17 protein-coding genes and 1 pseudogene are annotated in these 24,125 nt (G+C 38.5%); 5 read left to right on the plus strand and 13 right to left on the minus strand.

Going from position 1 to position 24,125, the window contains the following annotated elements; translation table 11 throughout:
* Positions 1-2 precede the first annotated feature (2 nt).
* Together AOR04_RS09090 and AOR04_RS09095 are read left to right on the plus strand one after the other, a co-directional pair.
* Complete coding sequence (locus tag AOR04_RS09090; protein ID WP_096793132.1) at positions 3-2,951, plus strand: hypothetical protein; 2,949 nt, start codon at positions 3-5, stop codon at positions 2,949-2,951.
* A complete protein-coding gene (locus AOR04_RS09095; protein ID WP_096793133.1) occupies positions 2,941-3,597 on the plus strand; it encodes a hypothetical protein in 657 nt (218 codons plus the stop codon). Before AOR04_RS09090 ends, AOR04_RS09095 begins: the two co-directional genes overlap by 11 nt.
* Positions 3,598-3,851: 254 nt before the next feature.
* Here the strand turns inward: AOR04_RS09095 and AOR04_RS09100 are convergent, their stop codons facing one another.
* The 5 genes from AOR04_RS09100 to AOR04_RS09120 form a co-directional block, all read right to left on the minus strand.
* Positions 3,852-4,676, minus strand: coding sequence for an alpha/beta fold hydrolase (locus AOR04_RS09100; protein WP_096793134.1), 825 nt, complete (start codon positions 4,674-4,676; stop codon positions 3,852-3,854).
* Positions 4,677-5,135: 459 nt separating this feature from the next.
* Positions 5,136-5,582, minus strand: coding sequence for a response regulator (locus AOR04_RS09105; protein ID WP_096793135.1), 447 nt, complete (start codon positions 5,580-5,582; stop codon positions 5,136-5,138).
* 333 nt (positions 5,583-5,915) lie between these two features.
* The gene (locus AOR04_RS09110) at positions 5,916-6,488 is read right to left on the minus strand and encodes a tRNA-(ms[2]io[6]A)-hydroxylase (protein ID WP_096793136.1); all 573 of its coding nucleotides are present in this window, start codon (positions 6,486-6,488) and stop codon (positions 5,916-5,918) included.
* Between the two features lie 48 nt (positions 6,489-6,536).
* Complete coding sequence (locus AOR04_RS09115) at positions 6,537-7,169, minus strand: sulfotransferase (RefSeq protein ID WP_033029593.1); 633 nt, start codon at positions 7,167-7,169, stop codon at positions 6,537-6,539.
* Between the two features lie 14 nt (positions 7,170-7,183).
* Complete coding sequence (locus AOR04_RS09120; RefSeq protein WP_008133520.1) at positions 7,184-7,555, minus strand: MAPEG family protein; 372 nt, start codon at positions 7,553-7,555, stop codon at positions 7,184-7,186.
* Between the two features lie 152 nt (positions 7,556-7,707).
* On the opposite strand from AOR04_RS09120, the gene AOR04_RS09125 reads away from it, so the two are divergent.
* The gene (locus AOR04_RS09125) at positions 7,708-9,060 is read left to right on the plus strand and encodes a DUF2254 domain-containing protein (protein WP_096793137.1); all 1,353 of its coding nucleotides are present in this window, start codon (positions 7,708-7,710) and stop codon (positions 9,058-9,060) included.
* Between the two features lie 3 nt (positions 9,061-9,063).
* Here the strand turns inward: AOR04_RS09125 and AOR04_RS09130 are convergent, their stop codons facing one another.
* From AOR04_RS09130 to ggt, 3 genes are all read right to left on the minus strand, one after another.
* The gene (locus AOR04_RS09130; protein ID WP_096793138.1) at positions 9,064-9,789 is read right to left on the minus strand and encodes an SIMPL domain-containing protein; all 726 of its coding nucleotides are present in this window, start codon (positions 9,787-9,789) and stop codon (positions 9,064-9,066) included.
* A 155-nt stretch (positions 9,790-9,944) separates the two neighbouring features.
* Positions 9,945-11,639 carry an NAD-dependent malic enzyme gene (locus AOR04_RS09135; protein ID WP_096793139.1) on the minus strand — a complete coding sequence of 565 codons (1,695 nt, stop codon included), beginning with the start codon at positions 11,637-11,639 and terminating at the stop codon, positions 9,945-9,947.
* Positions 11,640-11,780: 141 nt separating this feature from the next.
* Positions 11,781-13,553 carry a gamma-glutamyltransferase gene (gene ggt, locus AOR04_RS09140; protein WP_033023692.1) on the minus strand — a complete coding sequence of 591 codons (1,773 nt, stop codon included), beginning with the start codon at positions 13,551-13,553 and terminating at the stop codon, positions 11,781-11,783.
* 97 nt (positions 13,554-13,650) lie between these two features.
* Between ggt and rrtA the strand changes: the two are divergent.
* A pseudogene (gene rrtA, locus AOR04_RS09145) lies at positions 13,651-14,234 on the plus strand (rhombosortase).
* Positions 14,235-14,322: 88 nt separating this feature from the next.
* Here rrtA and AOR04_RS09150 read toward each other — a convergent pair.
* The 5 genes from AOR04_RS09150 to AOR04_RS09170 form a co-directional block, all read right to left on the minus strand.
* The gene (locus AOR04_RS09150; RefSeq protein ID WP_096793140.1) at positions 14,323-16,827 is read right to left on the minus strand and encodes a S9 family peptidase; all 2,505 of its coding nucleotides are present in this window, start codon (positions 16,825-16,827) and stop codon (positions 14,323-14,325) included.
* Between the two features lie 123 nt (positions 16,828-16,950).
* Positions 16,951-18,114, minus strand: coding sequence for an endonuclease/exonuclease/phosphatase family protein (locus AOR04_RS09155; protein WP_008135168.1), 1,164 nt, complete (start codon positions 18,112-18,114; stop codon positions 16,951-16,953).
* 112 nt (positions 18,115-18,226) lie between these two features.
* Positions 18,227-19,378: a 5-(carboxyamino)imidazole ribonucleotide synthase gene (locus tag AOR04_RS09160; RefSeq protein WP_096793141.1), complete on the minus strand. Its 1,152-nt coding sequence runs from the start codon at positions 19,376-19,378 to the stop codon at positions 18,227-18,229.
* Between the two features lie 2 nt (positions 19,379-19,380).
* Entirely contained in the window at positions 19,381-19,863 is a 483-nt protein-coding gene (gene purE, locus AOR04_RS09165; protein WP_002962540.1) for a 5-(carboxyamino)imidazole ribonucleotide mutase, read from the minus strand.
* Between the two features lie 151 nt (positions 19,864-20,014).
* Positions 20,015-21,604 carry an ABC-F family ATPase gene (locus tag AOR04_RS09170; RefSeq protein WP_096794111.1) on the minus strand — a complete coding sequence of 530 codons (1,590 nt, stop codon included), beginning with the start codon at positions 21,602-21,604 and terminating at the stop codon, positions 20,015-20,017.
* Positions 21,605-22,232: 628 nt separating this feature from the next.
* Between AOR04_RS09170 and AOR04_RS09175 the strand changes: the two genes are divergently transcribed.
* Positions 22,233-23,441, plus strand: coding sequence for a porin (locus AOR04_RS09175; RefSeq protein ID WP_096793142.1), 1,209 nt, complete (start codon positions 22,233-22,235; stop codon positions 23,439-23,441).
* The last annotated feature ends 684 nt before the right edge of the window (positions 23,442-24,125 follow it).

Genomic DNA, 24,125 nt, shown 5'->3' on the forward strand with positions numbered 1-24,125 from the left:
ATATGGCCGCATTTACAGCCAATCAAGTGACCGTGAATAACGGTCAAAAAAACATTGTTATTAACAGTAGTGAAACCCCTGTAGGGGTACGTAAAGGCGATTTTATTGGCATAGCCAGCTTTGCGCTAATTGAAATAAACCGCACGTATGTAGATAGCAACAATAAACACGTTATTGAGCTAGTCAAAAACTGGGGTAATAGCAATCAAAGCAATCAGCCAGCGATTGTAATACCCACTACAGTGGATTTTAAACAGGCTGCTGACGCACTAAAAACAGCTAATACACTTTTTAATGACAACACCCAAGCTATGCAAAATTGGCAAACAAAAACGGGTAATGTTACGTTTAATAACATAGATGGTACAACAACCACAGTTAAAACATTAAAGCAGATTGAAAATGAAGCTCAAGCGCAACTAGAAGAGTACCACCCCTACCCCTACGCTATGCGCAAGGTTGAGTTCGAGGCGCGAAGAGCTGCTAATAATGAAAAATTTGCAGCAAGTGGCTTTGTGCATTTTGGTAAGATGTTAGATGCTGCCGGAATAATAGAAGTCATAAATGAAGGGTTGGGTTTATCGGGGGGGCGCGCGTCGTCATTAGCGGGACAACTTGCTCTTGGGTATTTAGGTAATTCCGCTGAAACTGGTAACAGTAAAACAAAGCAGGCCGTAGTAAATATCTGTGGGGTTGTTTCTAATATTATTGGTTTAAGTAGTCACCAAAGTGACTACGGCGCGCGTGTTAAACTCCCCCCCACAGAAGACGGCACACGTACTTACGATAGTGCAACAGGTTTAAGTGTAACTCACGCTAGCCCCGCAATAGCATTTGCAAGCGAAACAACGACAAATAAAGTAGTAACTGAGCGTGTTGATATGTGGGGCTTTGAAGTATTCTTACGTGAAATAAATCATGCTGACCCGTTTGTATATGCCAACGGGGTAATTCAAAGTTTGGCAACTAATATTAATAATATTATGACGGTCAGTGATACCGTCCGCCCCAGCTCATATTTTGCGTGGTATGAAGGTGATGAATCTAGCACGGGCAAAGGCGTTAACTGGCAAACCGCAACAGAAACCCAGCGTATAGCTATCGCGAGCGACCCCAATAATAATATTTACTTTGACGATGCAACTGGTAAATTTTACCAGTGGTGCTTACGTGGACGCAGTGTTGCAGGTCTCGGAAACGGTGATTGGGATGCCATAGATACCGCCCCTGTGGGTAATTTAACACTCAGGTTTGATGGTGCCAGTACGAGTGGTCGCATCACTCCACAAGGGGTGATGAATGCGCCGCCTGCTGCGGGCGTAGACACAGGGGTGAACTACTTTTCCAACACTCTTAGTGCCTATAACCTTAGTCCTTATACGGGGGTATTTTCTTCTCGACGTAATGATGACTCAGATGCTTCTCATACCTATTTTTTAGTGTGCGGAACGGTTAATCGCTTAAATCAGGGGGCTTATCATCCAAGCTTTAACTCGGGGGGTACCTCGAATACTGTAAATGAAGGGCAGACGAGTAACGGAAAGTGGTATGTTAGTGGTTATGACAGAATAACAAGCAAGAGTCAGTGCTTTGATTTAACCTACCATAGGCCCGTCTACGGTAGTATTTCAAACCCTGCGAGTGTTAAGGGTAGACAAGACAGCAAGGCTTACGACGCCATTTACGCAAGCGGTCAAGGTGGCGTGTGCGGTGATATGCGCTATTCAGCTTGGGGACTAACTCAAGAAGACTTTGCAGAAGCGGACTTGAAAATAAAAAGTGGTGAATATCGTGGACGTGAGCTTTTAGTAACAAGTAAAGTATTAGACACGGGCTACTGGGATACGTCTGACCACTCAAATAAGAGATTTAAGTGGATAAACTATCAAGGATCCATTGTTGTGTATCTTAACCCTACGCTCTGTGGCATAGCTTCGGGCGACAGCATAATAATTGTCGATAAAACTGCAGGGTTCGTACTGCGAATTAAGAACGTTGCTGCAGTGGGAGTATCTGTACTTTCAGCACCTTTAGATAGCTGTACCTCTTTAATTGGGGCTATACCGAGTACAAATACAAATGGAGAGACCTCTACTGAGATTTATCTAATACATGAAAAATCAGGTGATTACTCTTTATCCTCTGAATACCTACACACTGAAGTAATAGGAGATCCTGCTAACATACTGCAGTGTGACGCTCTTAAAGAGGGTTGGGTGGGTAACTGGAATCCTAACATACCTAGCGGTATAGATGCCGTGAAACTGACTAGAAAGGCATTAAATACGACGGGCGATATGGCCGTTTATACTTCTGACTTTGGGAGTTCTTGGGGTAGTAGTGAGTCAGCACAAAACCTCGATCTAACTAACAACACAATCAAGCATCCAACATTACTAGGTGAAAGTAACGTTGTTGTGTATACCTACGCTGCCCAAGCTAAGTATACTCAGTCAGGGGCAAATAGCCCAATACATGGTGCATCCGTTGGGGTTGGACAGGTCTTCACTAGTATGGATGCAGCAGTGAATAAAGGTGTTCTACTGTGTAGCTTTCTTACCGGAAAAGTATCTACTCATCAAACAACTGCGCTGTCAATAGGTGAAGAAACATTATATCTAACTAGTCACTCAATACTGAGCGCTGCGAAAACCCTTTGGGGGGCTAATGTATCGGTAGGTGAGACCAAGCACACCCACTTGAATTTAAGTGCCCCGACTAATCAAAGTCACGCATTCAAAGCGCTTAATTACAACGTAGTTGAAAATCAACAAGGCTTCATTAACTACGCGTACACGGAACTTAAGCACGATGGAACAGATTGGGGTGACGATGGAAAAATCCATATAGTAAGTAACTCTTCAACAATGCTTGATGACAACGGGCAGACAGTAAAAGTAGGTACTGCGCGGATTGTAGAGCCTCTAGGGTGGATTAAAAATGACAAATAATTTTTTAAACTTTATCGTCGTAGACGAAAATAACGAACCAGTTTTAAATGAACAAGGTTTACCGCAGTTATTACAACGTCCTGCAACTAAAACTAGACAAGATATTGAGCGTTTAATTGCGCTCAATAAACCTGTGGAGGTGATTAATAAATTTGCTGAGCTGGTAAGTTTGGGTGAACAATGGGATTGGGCACAAAGCTACTACGATTATTTAGTTAACCTTAATAGCCTAAAAGAGTACAACGCAAACTTACCCGATCCTATTGCAAATAAAGATGGAACAATTACAACTATAAATCCTAAACCATTACCAATCGAGCCGCAGTGCTTGGTAGTCAAAACAGTTGAAGAAGTCTTAGCACCTTATGCTATGACATTATTTCGATTAGATCGTAAGAGCCAAATTGCTAATGCTAAAGTAACTATATCAACAGGGAAAACGTTTGATGCAGATGAAATGAGTATTATAAGACTCGGTAATGCTGTTATTAAAGCCATTAAATTAAATAATGATGCAATAATAGAATGGTCAACTGATGATGTACCAACAGGGATAATGGTTGATTGTACTAAAGCTGAAATCATTGAGGCTCACGACAAAGCTACAGATATGTTTAAATATATGTGGAGAATACCAAAAAGCTAAACAAGTTTAAGCGGGCTTAAACCCGCTAAAAAACATTAAAATCCATACCCTTTCACACAAATAAATAAATTTAAATGTCAATTTAACATAATTTGAAAATTCTAGAATCTACCGTGTTTTATTCCAGATTTTAACGGCGGCTTACAGTTATTAATATTATCAAGCGGTATAAACAATGATTATCTAATAGCTACTTTACCCAATCAAACTTAACGTATTGAAATAAATAGCTTTTTAATAAACCTAGTAATTCACTAGAATGTTTTATCATTCATAAATTCACCAATAAGCTCAGACACTTTATCTGGATGTTCGTCTACAACCCAGTGTGCGGCTTTATCTATCCAAACCAATGACGAATTTGGAATTGCTTCTTCTAACATTGGTGCATACTTTGGCTTTTGAAACTTGTCTTCTTTACCCCATATTATGAGTGTTTCATGAGGTAAGCTTTTAAGATCGCCTGTAATAGCTTCGGTATATTCTTTATTGAGCCTACGCATGTTACTAAATAAAGCGGCTTTTCCTTTTTCATTACTCCATGGTGCTAAGTATATTTTCATCAACTCTTCAGTCATTACACTCGAGTCGTAAACACCTTTGGGCATGAAATCTCTTAATGTATCAACAAATTCATCTACAGTTGTTTTTTCTTCTACACCTGGTTCTAGCAAAGGTTCAAATTCTGGTATTGGCCAAGAATCAAAACACACGCTATCAATTAAAACCAACCCGTTTACTTTTTCCGGATGATTTACAGCCATTAATTGAGCAACACCACCACCAATATCATGTGCAGCAATATTAACTTTAGAAATACCGAGTTCTTCTATAAACTTACATATTATTCTACATTGCGCATTTATAGATACATCAGTGTTAATTGGCATATCAGATTCACCAAAGTTAAGTAAATCAGGTGCTATTACCCGATATTTTGATGCAAGTTTTGGCATCACATTTCGCCATAAAAATTTATTTGTCGGAATACCGTGTATCAATAATAAAGGTGTTCCTTGTCCCATTTCTTGATAAGCAATTTGATGACCTTCTACTGTAACGTACTGTGTTTTGCTCATGCTTGTGCCTCGTTAATTTAAAAAATTATAATGTTTATTAAACTATAAAATTGGAATATAGCCTTATAAAGCAAATTCCATCCCAAGATGAGCATTTATTAGTTATTAATAAATTATAATAATTTAAAGTCAAACCCTTGCGATACCTGGGCTTTAGGCTAAATAAGTTTATTTGTTTTTTATTATTATAGAGTTTGATAATTGTGATTGTTAAACCACTTTAAGAAGTGTGAAACGTTTGCTCTTATATATGCAACAATTACAAAAGCGAAGTTGCTAATACTTTAAAGGAATAATTTGAAGTAATTATTCTTATTAAAGGATTTTTACAAGTTTAAATAAATTAAAGGTTTAATATACACAAAAGCGCTAAATAATATTAGCGCTTTGAAAATTACAATTTAAGTTTTTAGTAAGCGATAAATAAAAACAGTGAACCGCCCTGCTGTTTTTTATAAATCAGACCAATAAGGATTTAATATTTTCAATAAGCACATTTTTTTTAACTGGTTTTAATAATTGGCCATCAAAACCTAAATTGATATATTTATTATCACTAAAAGTATGTGCAATAATTTTTGTTGTGGTTTTATCAATGTGCTTTCTTATTTTTAGCATCGCATCTGTGCCCGTAAATTCAGGCATAATTATATCCATTAAAATAATGTCATAATTATTTTGTGAAACCATAATAAGTGCTTCTGCCGCACTTGAAGCAAAATCAACGTTAAAACATTCATCTTCAAGCATTTTTTTTATAACAATCTCAATTAAAAGATCGTCATCTACCAACAATACATTGATAAGTTTATTTTGGCTTTGTGTTATGGAGGAAATGTTATTCGGCATCGCTTTATTAGCTGGCTTTGGTTTTACAAACTCTTTAACATTACTTTCTGATGACATTGATAATTTACTCCTAGTATTTTTTGAGTTTGTAACTTATATAAAATTAATTACTTACTATGTAGGTATATATCGGCAGCTTGAAGAATTTACTTAATAATATATAACCACTGTTCTTTATATAAAGCAATTATTGGCCCAAGTAATTTATGTTTAAAATTAGTAACTTATTTACTGCTCAATAAGATTTTTAATTGTGATTAGCAAATTGCGATGCAAAATTAATTTTATTAAGCTGTTATCCGTGAGGTTCAGAAAGGCGGGTGTTTTTACTGTATAGGAAGTAAAACACAGACTTGATTATCTATGTTTTACAGTTTAACTAAAATAGTTTTAATGCAGTGCTGCCGTGAACGGGATGCTTTCACAGATTTTTGCTTCAGCTATAAGCAATTCTTCTAAACGTATATCCACTTCCTCTTTTTCGAAGTACTCGTAAGCAAGTTCAACAAAAAGATTTTTATGCTTTTCTTCTGATTTAGCGATAGCAACATAAAAGTCTTTTTCTTTACCCTCAGGAAGTGCTTGTGCAACTAAAGAAAAACGCTCGTGCCCTCTTGCTTCAATTACACCGCCAACCAGTAATCGGTCCATTAAAAAACCATCACGACCATGTCTAAACAGTGCACGAATTTGTTTTATATACGGATCTTTTTTGTCATCGCCTAAGTTTACATCACGCTCTAAAAGTAATTTAAGTACTTGTTTAAAATGTATTAATTCTTCTAGCGCTAAGTCGGTCATAGCTTTTACTAATCTACGTTTGTCTGGATAATGCGAAAGCATAGACATAGCCATACCCGATGCTTTTTTTTCTGCAGCGGCGTGATCTTGTAAAAAAGTATTAAAGTCAGCAAGGACAACTTCGGTCCATTCAAATGGGGTGTGATATTTTAATTCAAACATGTTCTGTACAACTTAAATAATAATGCGGGGGATTTTAACGTATTTGATTTAAAAAATCTTGTAAGGCAGTAATTTATCTATGCGCCCTTTAGCCGTAGATTCAACTTTTAACGGGTGTTTAATATCGTTCCATGCGGTGACTTTGCCGCCCATATTCATTTTTTCAAAATCAGTTTTATCACTTTTTAATGCTAAAAAGTTGCATAACTTTTTGTAGCTTTCTGGTTTTGCTATATCAATGGATAAAAAATCGTTGTCGCGGTTATTAAAGTACGTTTGAGCGTCATTAAAATGTGTTTTATAGCAGTGAGTTAAGTAACTATCGTCGCTAATATTATTAAGCGAAAGCTCACTAAATGTGTTTAAATAACAGCGTTTTATATGAATATTAAAGCCCCCGTCGCCGCGCGTTAAATTAGTGTGCATACGCGTTAAAAGCTGCTTTATTGATGCAAGCCACGCACTCAATTCGCGCTCTAAATAAATAAACTTAGAGTTTGGATAATGAATATCAAGCGCTTTAAAATCGTTAAATATGGGAGTGTCGGCAATTGCGCTGGCATTTTCAAAGCAAGCATTAGTATACGCGGTATGCGCCGTTGTAATACCAAGCTCTAAAAATGCGTGGCACACACTGGTTGTGCCGGTACGCGGTAAACCTATTATAAATATTTTGCTCATTAACTTTTCTTTAATTAGCCACGTGTTACTAGCAATACAAAGGCGCTAACAATAATCACTAAAAATGTCGCAATAGTACCAATTTGGCGATATTTCAGGTTTTTTTCTACTATGCCTATATTTTGAAACACACGCCCTATTAATAACGCACCACCTAATATATGACAGTAATGGCTAGCAAGCCCTTGGTATTCTGCCAAAAAAAGTAAAATTAAAGCAATTGGCACGTACTCCATAAAGTTAGCATGGGCACGCACAGCACGTTGCAGCGTTGCGTTACCACTATCACCAAGTGATATCTGCTCCGCGCGGCGCACTTTTATTACGTTAAAGCTCAAATAAATGTAAAACAATGCAAGTAATGCAGCATAAGTTGAAATGATCATGGCGTTTTCCTGTTATTTTATCGCATAAGCATGCGCTTTATTATTGTGGGCGTGATAATAACATATAAATTTGAGCAGCATTATCAGAAGTTTAATAAATGCCTATGCTAAGCTAAGGGTATTAAGTAAGTAGAAAATTACATAAGGATTTTATGTTTGTACCTCGCAAAGTAGCCGACAGTTACCGTGAAATGATTAACAGTATTGGCTTTTACCCTTCTATGCTTTCAGTGGGCTTTTTAGTATTTGCCATTATAACTATGTCGGTTGAATATTTAGCCCCTATTGAGCAGCTAAAATCGTTTATATCGGTTGTACTTGTTGATAGCGCCGAAAACGCGCGTACTATTTTAAGCACTTTAGCAGGCAGTATTATTTCGCTTACCGTGTTTAGTTTTTCGATGGTAATGGTTGTTTTAAATTCGGCCAGTGCGAGTTTATCGCCTCGCGTAGTGCCAGGGCTTATTACGCGTAAATCACACCAAATGGTTTTGGGTTTTTATTTAGGCAGCATAATTTACTCAATTATTATGCTTATAAATATTAATAAGCTTGATGGTGGCAGTACGGCAATTCCTTCAATTGGTGTGTTGTTCGCACTTATTTTTGGCTTGATTTCATTAGGTTTATTTGTATTTTTTATACATTCAATCTCTCGTGCTATTCAGGTTGATAATGTGTTAAATGGCTTATTTAGCCAAACTAAAAACGAAATTAAAACAATAATACAAAGGCAATCAGATAACCCCGTTGAAGACTTTCCAGACTTTAGCAAGTGGCACTCTGTTGTCAGTAAAACAGAGGGATATTATAAAGGCGTACATACCGATAAGCTGTGTGCCATTTTGGCAGAGCAAGATATAAAGGTATATATCTCTGTTAACCAAGGTTATTTTACCGTTAAAGGTTACCCGTTTTTAAAATGTAATAAAGATATAGCAAACGATGAAGAGCTGATAAATAAAATTCTCGACTGCTTTATTTTTTATATAGAAGAATACATTAGCGATCATTATCGTTATGGGTTGACCCAAATATCAGAAATTGCGGTTAAAGCAATGAGCCCAGGCATAAACGATCCAGGTACTGCGGTTAAATCAATTGATATGCTGAGCATTTTACTTATTCAAAGGCTTTCAATTAACGATATTAACTACTCGTTTAAGCACAGTGACAATGCCCCATTGCTATACCTTCATGAAACAAGCTTTGACGAATTATTACACGACAACTTTACACCGCTGCGTAATTACGCCAAAGGCGATGCATACGTAATGACAAACGTGCTTGAGGCATTTAAAAATATTTTGTTTGTTGCCCATAAAGATACCGATGCACGCAACAGTTTATTTAATTATTTAAATGCAATTGTTGATGACATAAATGAACATGTAACTAATGAATACGACAGACGCGAAGTAACTAATATGCTTAACTCAATAGCGCGTATTAGCCAAGAGCAAGGTGAGAAGTTGGTGGCACGTTTTGAGCACCACCAAAAATAAAGTTTAATCTATGTAGTAAACAGCGTAGCTTGAAGCTGTTACTTTAATCTCTCCAGCATGGTAGGCATCAGGTACATAATTACTTGGTGCGCTATCAGCCATCATTACTTTTTCTGCACGCATATAAGGCTGTGATTGCACATTGAGTGGACTTAGTGATGCGCTATACAAACCTTTTAAATCAACGCCATAATCTTCACTAAACTCTTTTGCTGCATCGCGTGCATCTTTTATTGCTAATTTTTGCGCTTTTTTATGTAGTTCGTTGTAGTTACTTGCTAAAAATTGCGTTTGGTTAATTTCGTTAATTCCGTTGTTAACTAAGCTTTGTAGTAACTCTGGGTATTTATTTATATCGTTGAGTTTTACTGTTAATGTGCGAGAAACTTTGAAGCCTTTAAAGTCTTGATTACCGGTTGTGCGGTTATATTGACTATCACGGTTTATTGAAATTTGCCCAGCATTTATATCACCTTCTCTAACCCCTACTTCTTTTACGAGCTTAATTGCTTTAGCGATGGTTAAATCGGTTTTATTTTTAGCTGTAATTAAGTCCTTATCAACTTCGGTAATACCTACACTAAGCTGTACGTAATCCGGCATTGTGGTAAGAGTGGCTTCGCCCTTTACGTAAATATGAGGGGCATCGGGAGTAGCTGCAGCAAGTGCATCAAAGCTAAGTACATTTAAAGCCAGCGCGCTACCTAAAACAAGGGTAAGAGTTTTCATTAAGTCGATCCTTTAATTTTGTTAAACCCAGTAAACACCGTACGCGGTTAATTAAATATGAACAAGCACAAAAAAAACAGGCATTTGCCTGTTTTTTGTTAAGCATTGTAACTGTGCCTACAACGTTATTTATTTTTAATTATGTATAAACCTAATTAAACACTACAACGCTTATAGTTACGGTATTTTGGTAACCAGTAATTTTTGTCTATTGCGGCCCATAAAGCATCATCAGTGATCTCAAGTGCAACACCTTCTTCAATCGCTTTTTTAGCAATAGCAAATGCAATACGTTTACTTAGCGTTTCAATTTCAGTAAGCGCAGGTAACAAACTACCTTTACCTGTATTGGCACGCGGCGACGACTCTGCAAGCATTTCACTAGACACACTTAACATTGCATCCGTAATACGCGTTGCTTTAGCGGCAATAACCCCTAAGCCAATACCTGGAAATATATAACTGTTGTTACATTGTGGAATTGGGAACGTTTCGCCATTGTACTCAACGGGTGCAAATGGGCTACCGGTTGCAACAAGCGCTTTACCATCAGTCCATTTAATTACATCTTCTGGGTATGCTTCTACCTGCTTAGATGGGTTACTTAATGGGAAAATAATAGGTTGCTCACAACCTGCGTGCATTGCACGAATTACCTGCTCGGTAAATAAACCTGGTTGGCCTGAAACACCAATTAAAATATCAGGTTCTGCACAGTGCATCACATCAAGAAGTGATGCGTATTCACCGCTGTAAGTCCAATCACTTAACGAGCCTTGCGGTTGTGCAAGTGCTTGTTGGAAGTCGCGTAAGCCTTCCATACCTTCACTAAGCAAGCCAAAACGGTCAACCATAAATACTTGGCTACGCGCTTGTGCTTCCGTAATGCCTTCAAAAACCATTTGGCTAATAATTTGCTCAGCAATACCACAACCAGCAGAACCAGCACCCACAAATACCACTTTTTGCTGGCTCAGTGTTGAATTTTTAACGCGACACGCAGCAAGTAAAGAACCAACCGTTACAGCCGCAGTACCTTGAATATCATCATTAAAGCTACAAATTTCATTGCGGTAGCGCTTAAGTAATGGCATTGCATTTGGCTGTGCAAAATCCTCAAACTGCAGCAATACATTTGGCCAGCGACGTTTAACCGCTTTAATGAATAAATCTAAAAACTCATCGTATTCGTCTTGAGCAATACGCTTATGACGTGCGCCCATATACATAGGATCGTTCAAAAGCTTCTCGTTATTAGTACCTACATCAAGCATTACAGGTAATGTGTATGCTGGGCTTATACCACCACACGCTGTGTAAAGTGACAATTTACCAATTGGGATACCCATGCCACCAATACCCTGATCGCCTAGGCCTAAAATACGTTCGCCATCGGTAACAACAATAACTTTTACTTTACCTTTGGTAGCGTTGCGTAAAATGTCATCAATTTGAAAACGGTCTTCGTACGAAATAAATAAGCCACGTGCACTGCGATAAATGTCTGAAAACTTTTCACAAGCGTCGCCAACTGTAGGCGTATAAATAATAGGCATCATCTCTTCAAGATGGTCACGCACTAAACGGTAGTACAGTGTTTCGTTGTTATCTTGGATTGCACGTAGGTAAATGTGCTTATTCAAATTTTCGGTAAAGCTAGAATACTGCTGATAACAACGCTCCACTTGCTCTTCAATTGTTTCAAAGCGTGGAGGAAGTAAACCAGCAAGATTGAAATTTTCGCGTTCTTTTTTACTAAAGGCACTGCCTTTGTTTAATAGCGGCGTTTCAATTAGGCCAGGGCCAGAATGATGAATATATAAGTAGTTAGGATCAGTATTTGTTGTCATATTTCCAAGCTTTAACGGAGTCTTAAGTTATGATCTGTCATTATCATTGTTAGAAGTTTAATTGCAATGACAATTAAGTTGGTCAGACCATTGAGAAAAACACTTGCAAGCCGCACTGCCTGCAAGTGTATTATACATAAATTAAAATTTGATAGTGACGTGATTATCAGTTAAATCAGATAATGCAACACCTTCACGGCGCGGATCGGCGCCGCCATACAATTTGTTATTTTTAATTTCAACGGCATGTAAGCCTGAGTTCAAATCGAGAACACGTACATTGTGTCCGCGTTTAGCAAGCAAAGGTGCAATAGCTTCAAGCGTTGTGCCTTTTTCAAGGCTGGTGTAATCGTTACGATTTGTTGTACGTGGTAAGTTTATAGCGTCTTGCGCTGATAAGTTCCAGTCAATAACACCAACAACCACTTGCGCAACATAATCAATAATGCGACTACCACCAGGAGAACCCACAACTAAACGTAAGCTGCCATCTTTGTTAAATACCATTACTGGTGACATAGAGCTACGCGGGCGTTTACCAGCCTCTACACGGTTTGCTACAAGCTTGCCGTTTTTACGTGGCGAAAGCGAAAAGTCAGTTAGCTGGTTATTTAAAATAAAACCATTAACCATAACCGTAGAGCCAAACGCCATTTCAATTGAACTGGTCATCGAAACTGCATTACCTTTACTATCTACAACAGATACGTGTGAGGTAGAAGGTAATTCGTATGAATCATCCATTGCATAACTTAAGTACCCTACAGGATTACCAGCTATGGCTTTTTGATCTGTTTCTGTAATTAATTTAGCGCGCGAGGCAATGTAATCTTTGTTTAGTAGCTCTTTTGTAGGTACTTGGGTGAAATCGGGATCCCCCATGTACATATCGCGATCGGCAAATGCTATGCGCGAAGCTTGGCTAAAGTAATGAATCGCCTTTTCGCCGTTTGGCTTAAGTGCGCTCATATCTTTATGTTCAAGTAAGCCTAGCATTTGCAGTACCGCAACACCGCCACTGCTTGGTGGAGCCATTGAACACACATTATAGGCACGGTATTGTATACATACCGCATCGCGTTCTTTGCTTTTGTAATCTGCTAAGTCTTGTACGCTTAATTTGCCTGGGGCAATTTTAGAGCGCTGTACAGCATTAACCATTTGTTTAGCGTTTTCGCCTTTGTAAAATGCATCAATGCCTTGCTTTGCAATGTCTTTGTATAAATCTGCAAGCGGTTGATTCTTTTTAATTGTGCCCGCTTCAATCAGTTTACCATTTGGGTAAAAGTATTCGTTGATTATCGGCATGCTCATTACACCGGGGTTTAACTGGCGGGCTAATAAGCCATGTAAACGCGGCGAAACTACAAAGCCTTGCTCAGCAAGTTCAATAGCGGGTTTAAAAAGTTCTTCCCATGGCAATATACCGTATTGTTTATGCGCACTTGCAAAGGCATGCAAAATACCAGGCACGCCTACTGAGCGCCCGCCTACAACGGCTTCAATCCATTTAACGGCTTTACCGTGTTTATCTAAAAACAGCGTTTCATCTGCATTTGCAGGTGCGGTTTCGCGGCCATCAAAACTAGTCAATTTATTGTTAGCTTTGTTGTAATACATCATAAATGTACCACCGCCAATACCAGAGGATTGCGGTTCAACTAAAGTAAGCACTAGTTGAGTTGCTATTGCAGCGTCAACGGCACTGCCGCCTTGGGCTAAAATTTGTTGACCGGCTCTTGAAGCATACGGATTTGCCGCTGCAACCATGTACTTGTCACCTACCACAACTTGCTTGTGACTAAGGCCCGTTGCTGCTTCTGGTTCGCGAGTTTCTATCGGTTGCTGTGCAAAAGAAGGCAATGTTATTGCGCACAGTCCAATAGCAAATAATGAGTTAAGTTTAAAATGCATAAAAAGTCTAAAAACACTTAATAACGATAAGGTAATTGGCATCTTAAAGTTAAACGGGCACAATATGCAAAAATTTATACTAAAAAATTACAATAAAATGCTTAATTTACCTATTCAACCTCGTTATATATTACCGCCTATTATTCTGCTGCTTTTTAGTACCATTTTTGCTGCATTTGATTTAAATAATTTACTTGAATTTAACCGAGAGCTAATTAATCAAGGCGAACTGTGGCGAATTTTTTCTAGCCAATTTGTTCATGCTAATTGGGCTCATTTGGGATTAAATGCCAGTGGTGTTTTATTAATTTGGTTACTGCATGGCGAATACACATCACCTACTCGTTACGCCGTTAATATAAGTGCGCTGGCACTGTGGTGTGGACTTGGCGTGTATTGGTTTTGCCCAAGCATACATATTTATACCGGATTAAGTGCTCTGCTGCATGGCGTAATTATTTGGGGGCAGTTAAAGATATAACTGTAGGGCTTAAGTCGGGGTATTTATTATTTATAGGCGTATGGATTAAAATAGCGTTTGAGCAATTTAGCGGCCCTAATGCTGATATAGGAAAGCTTATTAACTCAACTGTAGCTATTGATGCACATTTAATTGGTGTTATTGGCGGGACTCTGCTTGCCATACCACTGATTATAGAGCTCTTTAAAAAGAAAAAATAAAGTTAGATTTTGTTCAATCCAATAAAAACGCCGCATTAGTTTAGTCAACCAATGCGGCGTTTTTGTTTTTATAATTTAAGCGTAAAGATTAAAGCGTTTCTTTAAATAACTTATAAATACGGCGGTATTCGTCTAACCAACTTGAAGGCTGTACAAAACCATGTGGTTCAACAGGAAATATAGCTGTTTCAAAGTTTTGTTTTTCAAGCTCTATTAAGCGCTGTACTAAACGCACTGAGTCTTGAAAAAACACGTTATCGTCAACCATGGGGGCATTAATGAGTAAACGTTTGTTTAAACCCTCAGCGTAATAAATTGGCGAGCTGCGTTCATACGCAATCGGGTCAACATCAGGATGGTTTAATATATTAGCCGTGTAACCTGTGTTGTAATGTGCCCAATCGGTAACAGGGCGTAGTGCTGCTCCTGATTGAAATAACTCAGGCGCAGTAAACAATGCCATAAAGGTCATAAAGCCGCCATAAGAGCCACCATAAGTACCGACTGCTTTGGTATCAACGTTGGCATTTTGCGCCATCCATTTAACGCCATCGGCTAAATCTTGTGTTTCAGGTGTGCCCATTTGACGATAAATCGCAGTACGCCAATCACGCCCGTAGCCTTTAGATGCGCGGTAATCCATATCCATTACTATATAACCTTCATCAGCAAGCAATGAATGAAACATAAATTCACGAAAATAAACCGAAAACCCCATATGTGAGTTTTGCAAGTAACCCGCGCCGTGGTTAAAAATAACCGCTTTGCGATTTTTACCTACTTCACCTTCAACGTAATCAGCTGGGTAGTATACTTTTGCGTATATAGGTTGTTCAGTATGGCTCGATGGCACGGCAACAATTTTAGGTGCAGTTAGTTTTTTAGCTAAAAACTCATCCGACACTGTGTGCGTTAAACGCGTTGCTTTTGCATTGGCTTGTGCGTCTGCTACATAAAGCTCATTAGGCATGGTAATAGTAGAGTGCTTAAGGAGTAACTTGGTTTCATCTGGGCTTAACGTGTAATCGGTCATGCCGTTTAAATCAGTAACTTGCTCACTCTTACCTGTTTGCGGGTTAACACGGTAAATTTCGTACAGGCCTGGGTGTTCAACATTCGCTTTGTAATAAATTGCGCTGTCGTCGCTGGTAAGCGTTAAGTTAGAAACCTCAAATTGGCCTTGTGTAAGCGCAGTTGCACTACCATTGACTGGCTTTTTATAAAGCTGGCTGTAACCCGACTCTTCCGATAGGTAATAAAGCGTGTTTGAGTTATGTAACCAACCAAAGTCGTTAAATGCGTAAGCAATCCATGCATCGTCATGTAGGCGATGTTGCGACACAAGTTTGTTGTTTTTAAAATCAACGTTCGCAAGCCAGCGATCTTTGTTGTCCCACGCTTCAAGCATGACAGCCACTTGTGAACCGTCATCGTTCCATACTATTGGGCTTTGCTCAAAACCCCAGTCCATAATAACGTTAATGCCACGAGGCGCCTTTTTAGACTTATATGTTTTACCATCACGTGCATAATTTTCTTTTTTAACTGCGGCTAAAACATCTTCATCAAAACCCGGTAAGGTATTAAAGCTAAGTGATGTTTGCTCTTTGTTAGTTAAATTGATGTAGACAAGCTGTGAGGTTTCTTCTTTAGCATCTGCAACACGGCGTCGTGCTTTTTTAGGCTCAATGGTTGCATCATTAGTGATGTAATTTGGCATAATATCGCCATCTGCGCGCCAATCAGTTTTTTCTTTAACTACGACTAATAACGCATCACCATTTGGCGAAAGCTGTGCCTCTGCAACTTTATTACCGTTACCTAAGTAGTAAGCCGTGTTAGCAATTGAATCATTTTGTTCATTAATTTTCTCATTGCGTGCTTGCTTATCTTTTTTATTTTTTTGTTGAAGCGCCACAAATTTAATCAGTTTATGCTGCTCTTTAGCAATATAGGTGCTTGGCTCTTCAATACCTTTTGGCTCATCAGCAAGTTTTAAGTTAGCAAGCTCGCTCGTTAAGCCTGTTTTTAAATCAACTTTAAAAAACACATTACCTTGGCGGTAAACTAAATCGCCATTATTTAAAAATTGTGGCTTGGACTCGCCCGCTGATGTAGCTGTAATTTGTTTAAGTTCACCCGTTTTTAGGTTTTTAACAAACACATTGCCTTTAAACGTGTAGGCCGCCATTGTTTTATTTTTAGAATAAACGGCTTTATTTGAACCCACAGTATGAAGTTTATTAAGAGCTACTTGCTCTGCTGTTTGGCTAGTAACCGATTGGCTAAATAAATCGCGTAGTGTATTACCCTGCTCTTTTTGAGCATAAATAATAGTAGCTGAATCGCTTGACCAATAAGCGCTCTCTGGCTGATTACCCATCCAATCGGGATCGGCCATTGCTTGTTCTAGCGTTATTTTTTGTGAGCCGATATCTGCTGGTGTGTTTACAACCGCAGCAACCTTGGTTGCTGGTAAAGCACTTTGCTGTGTTGAAGAGGTGTTAGCGGTAGCGCTACAACCTGCAAGCATGATACTTGAGGCAACGGCTAAGGCCACTAATGTTTTAGATGAAGAAAAATTAAAAATCATAGTGCTTCTATACGGTTATTATAATTAGGCCGTATTTAAGCAGAAGCACTCAAGTTATTGCAATTATTTAAGATAAATAGCCATTAAACAGGGTAAAGCTCAGTTTACTAATTGTAATAGACGTTATTCAATTACTAAATCAAGCCACACCAGTCGATGATCGCTTGATGCGTTTCTGTCTTTAATTAAACGGTATTCATTACTGGTTTTAGTTGGCCAAAATACCCCACCGTCCTTAATTTTTAAGCCATAGTTTGACGGTAAAACGTAATCAACACGGGCTTGCCAATTAGCACTGTAATTTTGTGCATAAGGCACATCATACTGCTCTTTAGCACCTTCACTTTTTGGAACAAAGTGAGCATTTATTAATGGGTTTTTAAGTAATTGGTCGGTGGTATTTGTACGGGCTTTATCGCCTTCAGGGGCTGCGTTTAAATCGCCTAAAATAACAAAACGAGAGCGAGCTTTTAAACCGCCCTTTTCGCCTTTATCATCGTAAATATACTTAGCGTTTGAAACGTAATCGGCAATTAACCTTACTTCATCGTGGTTACGCTTGCCGTTTCTGTCCTCTTCACCGTCAAATACAGGCGGTGTTGGGTGAGATGCAATAACATGAATGGTTTTATCGTTTACGCTAATAGGTAAATCCCAAAACGATTTAGAGCTTAGTCTAAGTGCTTGCCATTCTTGTGCGTTATACCAGTTTTCGCCTGTTTTAGGCATTACAGGCATTTGAGCATTTGGCATGTCTTTATATTTAAAAGTTTGAAGGGTTCTTACTTTATCAAAATCGATTGGGTATTTTGACAAAATAGCCATACCATAATGCCCTTCAAAAAAGCCAAAGCCTTGTGCATCGCCCATCACGCCATTTTTTTTGCCATCATTATCTAAATCAAACTCGGTGGCTAGGCCTGTATTTACTGGGGCTATATAAGAGTAAGGATAGTTAATAGCGGCTTGTTCTTGCTGACCTACATTTAAATAATGTTTATTAAAGTATTCAATGCCCTGCTCTTTTGGGATGTAATCAAATTCGTTAAGTAAAATAATATCAGGGCGAACACGCTGAATAATTTCCGCTATGTTCTTAATTTGCTGGTGGTTTGCTTTAAGTGAGTTAACTAAGGCATCACTTTTAACTTGCTCGCCTTTAGGTGTGTGATTAGTTGCATCCATACTTACATTAAAAGTAGCAACACGAAGAGAGTCTGATGCAAATGTATTTAAGCTAAATAATGCAGTAATGGCTAGCACGCCAGATATTGTTTTTAGTTTCATTGTTTTACTTCACAAATTTAAAATTAGACTTTAACAGTATTACATATTCAAAGCCCATTTTTATGACAAAAAAATACCGGCTTAAGCCGGTATTTATATAAAGGTATGATAACTATTCACTGAGTACTAAATTGGCAGCTGCTTTTAAAATACCAGGGTACTCTTGTTCAGATAGGTATTCTGAAAGTTCGCCAAGCTTATCGGCGAGTTCATTTATATTTGTAGCCGATACATTTATATGGCCCATTTTACGCCCTGGCTTTGCTGTTTTTCCGTACCAATGACTTGTAACATTCGCTATATGTAAAATTTCACTCGGTATTCTTGATTGTCCTAATACATTAATCATTGCTGTAACGTATTTAAGTTCTGTATTACCAAGCGGCAAACCTGCAACAGCACGCATGTGGTTTTCAAACTGGGAGCAATGGCAACCTTGTTGCGTCCAGTGGCCAGAGTTATGTACGCGCGGTGCAATTTCGTTAACGAGTAATGTGCCTTGAACATCAAAAAACTCTATAGCCAATACGCCAACGTAGTTAAGCTCGTTTGCTATTTTTGTAAATGCATTGTTTGCTTGCGCTTCAACATTTTGATTATTTTTACCGGCAATAGAGAGCGTCAATACACCATTGGTGTGCTCGTTTTCTGTTAGCGGATAAATAGCAACATTACCGTGTTTGTCGCGCGCACCAATAATAGATACTTCACGATCAAACGGGATCATTTTTTCAGCAATAATCGAATGAGGCGCAAGCTCGGTGCCTGATGCAATAAAATCAGCCATTTGTGACCAAATTTCGTCTATTTGATCATCCGATTTTAAACGCCATTGGCCTTTTCCATCGTAACCCGCTTGGCATGTTTTAATTACAAGTGGTTTACCTAGAGTTTTAACGGCAAGTTCTAAATGCGCTTTTTCAGTAATTAGTTGATACGGCGCACAAGTTACGTTTGTTTTATCAAGCAATGCTTTTTCAAGCGAGCGATCGCCACCGGTTTTAATAGCGGCTTTACCTGGGTAAAACTTATTGCTGTTACAGCAAAGTGTTAGTACGTCATCAGGAATATGCTCAAACTCGGCAGTAATGGCATCAGCGTTTGATATAGCTTGCTCAAGCGACGTGCTATAAACATCGCCTGTTAGTGGGTGCTTAATTTGCTTGCTGCCTACATCGTACGCCACAACGTTTAAATTAAGCGGCGCGCCGGCAAGACTCATCATACGTGCAAGTTGCCCTGCACCTAATATTAAAATATTCATTATTACTCTGCAGGGTTTGGATTAGCTAATATAGTGTCGGTTTGCGCTTTACGAAACGCTTCAATTTTTGCAAAAATTTCTGGATTTTGACACCCTAAAATTTGTGCAGCTAATAACCCCGCGTTTGCTGCGCCCGGCTCACCAATTGCTAGCGTACCTACTGCAACGCCTTTAGGCATTTGGCAAATAGATAAAAGTGAATCAACACCATTTAATGCTTTTGATTTTACAGGCACGCCAAGTACAGGAAGCGACGTAAAAGCAGCTGCCATACCTGGTAAATGCGCAGCGCCGCCAGCGCCAGCAATAATAACTTTAATACCACGTTCTGCGGCTGAACTTGCGTAATCAGCAAGTAATTGAGGAGTGCGGTGTGCAGACACGACTTTGGTTTCGTACTTAATGCCAAAATGCTCTAGCATAAGTGCTGCATGTTCCATGGTTGGCCAATCTGATTTAGAACCCATAATAATGCCAACAGTCATAAATACTCCTCAGTAATGTATTTTAAAAATAGCGGACTTATGTCCGGTTTTAGGCGGGTATTATACCCAAACCAAGTTTAATTGCGACTCACAAAAACAAAAAAAGCCATGTTTAAACATGGCTTTTTAGAGTTAACGGGTAAATAGCTAATTAAGCTTCTTTACTCGCTAGGTATTCTGCGTAGTTGCCTCTAAAGTCGATAACTTTACCGTCTTTAACTTCCCAAATTCGGGTCGCAACCGATGATACAAACTGACGGTCGTGCGAGACAAACATTAATGTACCTTCATAAGCTTCAAGGGCTAAGTTAAGCGCTTCAATAGATTCCATATCCATGTGGTTGGTTGGCTCATCCATTAGCAATATGTTTGGTTTATGCATCATAATTTTACCAAACAGCATGCGGCCTTGCTCACCACCTGAAATTACTTTAACTGACTTTTTAATATCGTTTTGAGAGAATAACATACGGCCTAAGAAGCTACGAACCACTTGCTCGTCGTCGCCTTCTTGTTGCCATTGTTCCATCCACTGAAACAAGTTCATGTCGGTTGCAAACTCATCAGCGTGATCTTGTGCGTAGTAACCAATGTTCGCGTTTTCAGAAAACTTAAACTCACCAGCTTTAGGCGCTAAGCGCCCTGCTAATGTATTAAGTAATGTTGTTTTACCAACACCATTTTCACCAATAATAGCAATGCGTTCGCCAACTTCTACTAAACCTTCAAGTCCAGAAAACAACGTATTGTCGTCAAAACCTTGTGTTAGGTTTGTCATTTCAAGCGCGTTTCTGAATAACTGCTTTTCTTGGTCGAAACGAATAAATGGCGTTTGACGTGAAGATGCTTTAACTTCGTCTAACTGAATTTTGTCGATACGTTTAGCGCGCGATGTTGCTTGCTTAGCTTTAGATGCGTTAGCAGAGAAGCGAGAAACAAACTGTTGAAGTTCAGCAATTTGGTTTTTCTTTTTCGCGTTTTCGCTAAGTAGCTGCTCACGTGCTTGCGTTGCTGCAAACATGTATTCGTCGTAGTTACCTGAGTAAATACGTAGCTCACCGTAGTCAATATCGGCCATGTGGGTACACACAGAGTTTAAAAAGTGACGGTCATGCGAGATGATTATCATGGTACAGTCGCGTTGGTTTAACACGTCTTCTAACCACTTGATGGTGTAAATATCCAAGTTATTGGTAGGCTCATCAAGTAGCATTATATCTGGGTCTGAAAACAACACCTGTGCAAGTAGCACGCGAAGTTTAAAACCAGGTGCAATTTCTGACATAGGGCCAAAATGTTGGTCAGTGCCAATACCTACGCCTAACAGAAGCTCGCCTGCTTTAGATTCAGCAGAGTAACCATCCATTTCAGCAAACTCAGTTTCAAGATCGGCTACTTTCATACCGTCTTCTTCACTCATTTCTGGTAAAGAGTAAATACGGTCACGTTCTTGTTTTATTTTCCACAGCTCTTTGTGACCCATGATCACAGTATCAATTACTGAGTATTCTTCGTAGGCAAACTGGTCTTGGTTTAGTTTAGCAACACGTTCATTTGGATCAGTACTTACATTACCTGAAGACGCTTCGAGCTCACCACTTAGAATCTTCATAAATGTTGATTTACCACAACCATTTGCACCGATTAAACCGTAACGGTTTCCGTCGCCAAATTTTGCTGAGATATTTTCAAATAATGGTTTAGCACCAAATTGCATGGTGACATTAGCTGTACTAATAATAGCGCTACCCTCCAAAGGAGTAATGATGTATTTAAATTGCGCGCAGTTTAAACCAAAATGGCCTGTTTTTCTATGAAAGTTTAAAGGCAGACCACTACGTTTTAGCCATTTATTATGACTATGTAGTTAGTAGCTAAAATAACGGATTAGATTTAATGGTTTCGTTAATTTTTATGCAAATTAAAATCCAAAAATTATTTTTTATAAACAGGCATGAGGGGTTAGAAATAGGGATACAGATTAGAGTAAAAGCACTTTTAACGTGTTTGTGTGTTTACTTAACTCATTTTGCTACAACCTATAAAAATAAAAAGTTATATTTATGAAAATAAAGCGATTTTAGAGCTTTTGCACTAGTTACTATTTTTTAACCAAGATGAAATTAATTCAAATTATAATTTTAACACACCACTTATTACCAATCCTTTTTCCCTACAAAACAACTAAAAAAACAAACCTCAGCAACACTTGAAAAACAAAATTAACCTTTAGTGAATATCTATTAAGTTTAACGCTTAATTTTAGTGAGTATTTTTCACTTTTGAGCTGTTTATTGCTTTGTTAACCTTTGAATCTGAATTTTTACCTACGTAAAAAACTGACCAATTTACACAGGGCAACACACAAGATGAGCAAAAAATTAGCAACACTTATTAGCGCAAGTATTGTATTCGCACCCGCTGTTTCGGCAGTAGAGTTATACAAAGATAATAAAAACACTGTTGAAGTAGGTGGATATCTTGATGTACGTGTAATTAATACACAAAACGAAACCGAAGTTGTTAACGGTACTTCGCGCATCAACTTTGGATTTACCCGAAAGCTTAAGAAAGACTGGACTGCCCTTGCACTCGTGGAATGGGGTGTAAACCCTGTTGGCAGCAGTGATATTATTTATAACAATCGTTTTGAGTCTATTCAGGACGAGTTTTTGTATAACCGTTTAGGTTACGCAGGCCTTTCGCACGAAAAGTACGGGCAACTAACTATTGGTAAACAATGGGGTGCATGGTACGACGTGGTTTACGGCACAAATAATAGCTTTGTATGGGATGGTAATGCTGCTGGTGTTTACACCTATAACAAAGACGATGGCGCTGTTAATGGCACTGGCCGTGGAGATAAATTAGTGCAGTACCGCTATAGCTATAACGATTTTAGTTTTGCAGTACAAGCGCAGCTTAAAAACAGCGAATTCTATACCTGTGACGTAACCGACATTTCAGAAGAAGAATGTGAAGCGCTATGGAACTCTGGCGATAGTGCAGCCCAAGAAGTTGAATTTAATTACACATTTGGTGCGTCTGTAACTTATACCCCAACTGACATGCTAACACTTACAGCAGGTATTAACCGTGGTGAGTTTGATTTAACGTTTGGCGATGGTTCTACTCGCAATGTTGAAGATTTAATTTATGGTGCAGGTATTATGTGGGGCAACATTGATAAGCCCGGCCTATACGTTGCTGCCAACGTAAATAAAAACAAAAATCACGACACAGATAACATTGGTCGCTTAATTAAAGACGCAATCGGTATAGAAACATTTGCATCTTACCGCTTTGATAACGATTTTCGCCCTTTTATTGCCTACAACATGTTTGATGCCGGTGATGATTACGTAATTCAGCCAAACTTTAACGCCGACCCAAACGATATATTTAAGCGTCAGTTTGCTGTTATTGGCCTTCACTACTTAATTGACGAAGACACTATTGCCTACATAGAAGCGCGTAAAGACTTTAGCGACTTTGAAAGCGATAACGACGATCAACAAGCACAAATGGAGCAGTCGGAAGATGACGGTATAGCATTTGGTTTTAGATATAAGTTTTAAATATAAGTTTATAAAACGACTACAACATCCCTAAGCACAACCCTTTTAGCCCTTTTAACTTTTTTAACTGGGCTTTTTTCATTCTTCCATACTTTTTTGAATACTCGATTTTACATTTAAGGCTATCATTAGCAGCCGCATTGCTATCAGATTTTTAATCTATAATATCACCATTCACGATGCCCCTATTTTTACGTTTACCATTTTGCAGCCCATTACTATGAGCGAGGAAAACTTTAATTAAGCACTCATAATCCACTACTCGGCATTTATATTTTTAGTGGATGTAGTTATCGCAGGCTTTATTATTTTGACTACCTCTTTGATTACTTTTTTTAATTTGACTCTATTGCTAAGTTTAGCATTATAACGATATTGGTATGATGTGTTCTTTTGATATAAAGCCACCAGCCAATTTATATTGGCTCCATTAAGAGTATAAAAAGATGCTGAAACTATATTGAAATAGCAAAGTACTTACACTGCTTATTGCTGATCACAAAGGCGAAAGGCTGATTAAAAGCAGTAACAAATAGATGTGTTTATGCTCATAGGTACTGACTGCATTCTAACTCAATAGCCATGAACTGTATATAAACACAGTGCACGTATTTCCTGACAAAAATAATTTAAACCAGCTTGATTTTGTAAGTCGTTGATAATGTTAAACTAAGTAAAGTACTA

The organism is Pseudoalteromonas sp. 1_2015MBL_MicDiv, from assembly GCF_002407505.1.
GTDB classification, from domain to species: Bacteria; Pseudomonadota; Gammaproteobacteria; order Enterobacterales; family Alteromonadaceae; genus Pseudoalteromonas; species Pseudoalteromonas fuliginea.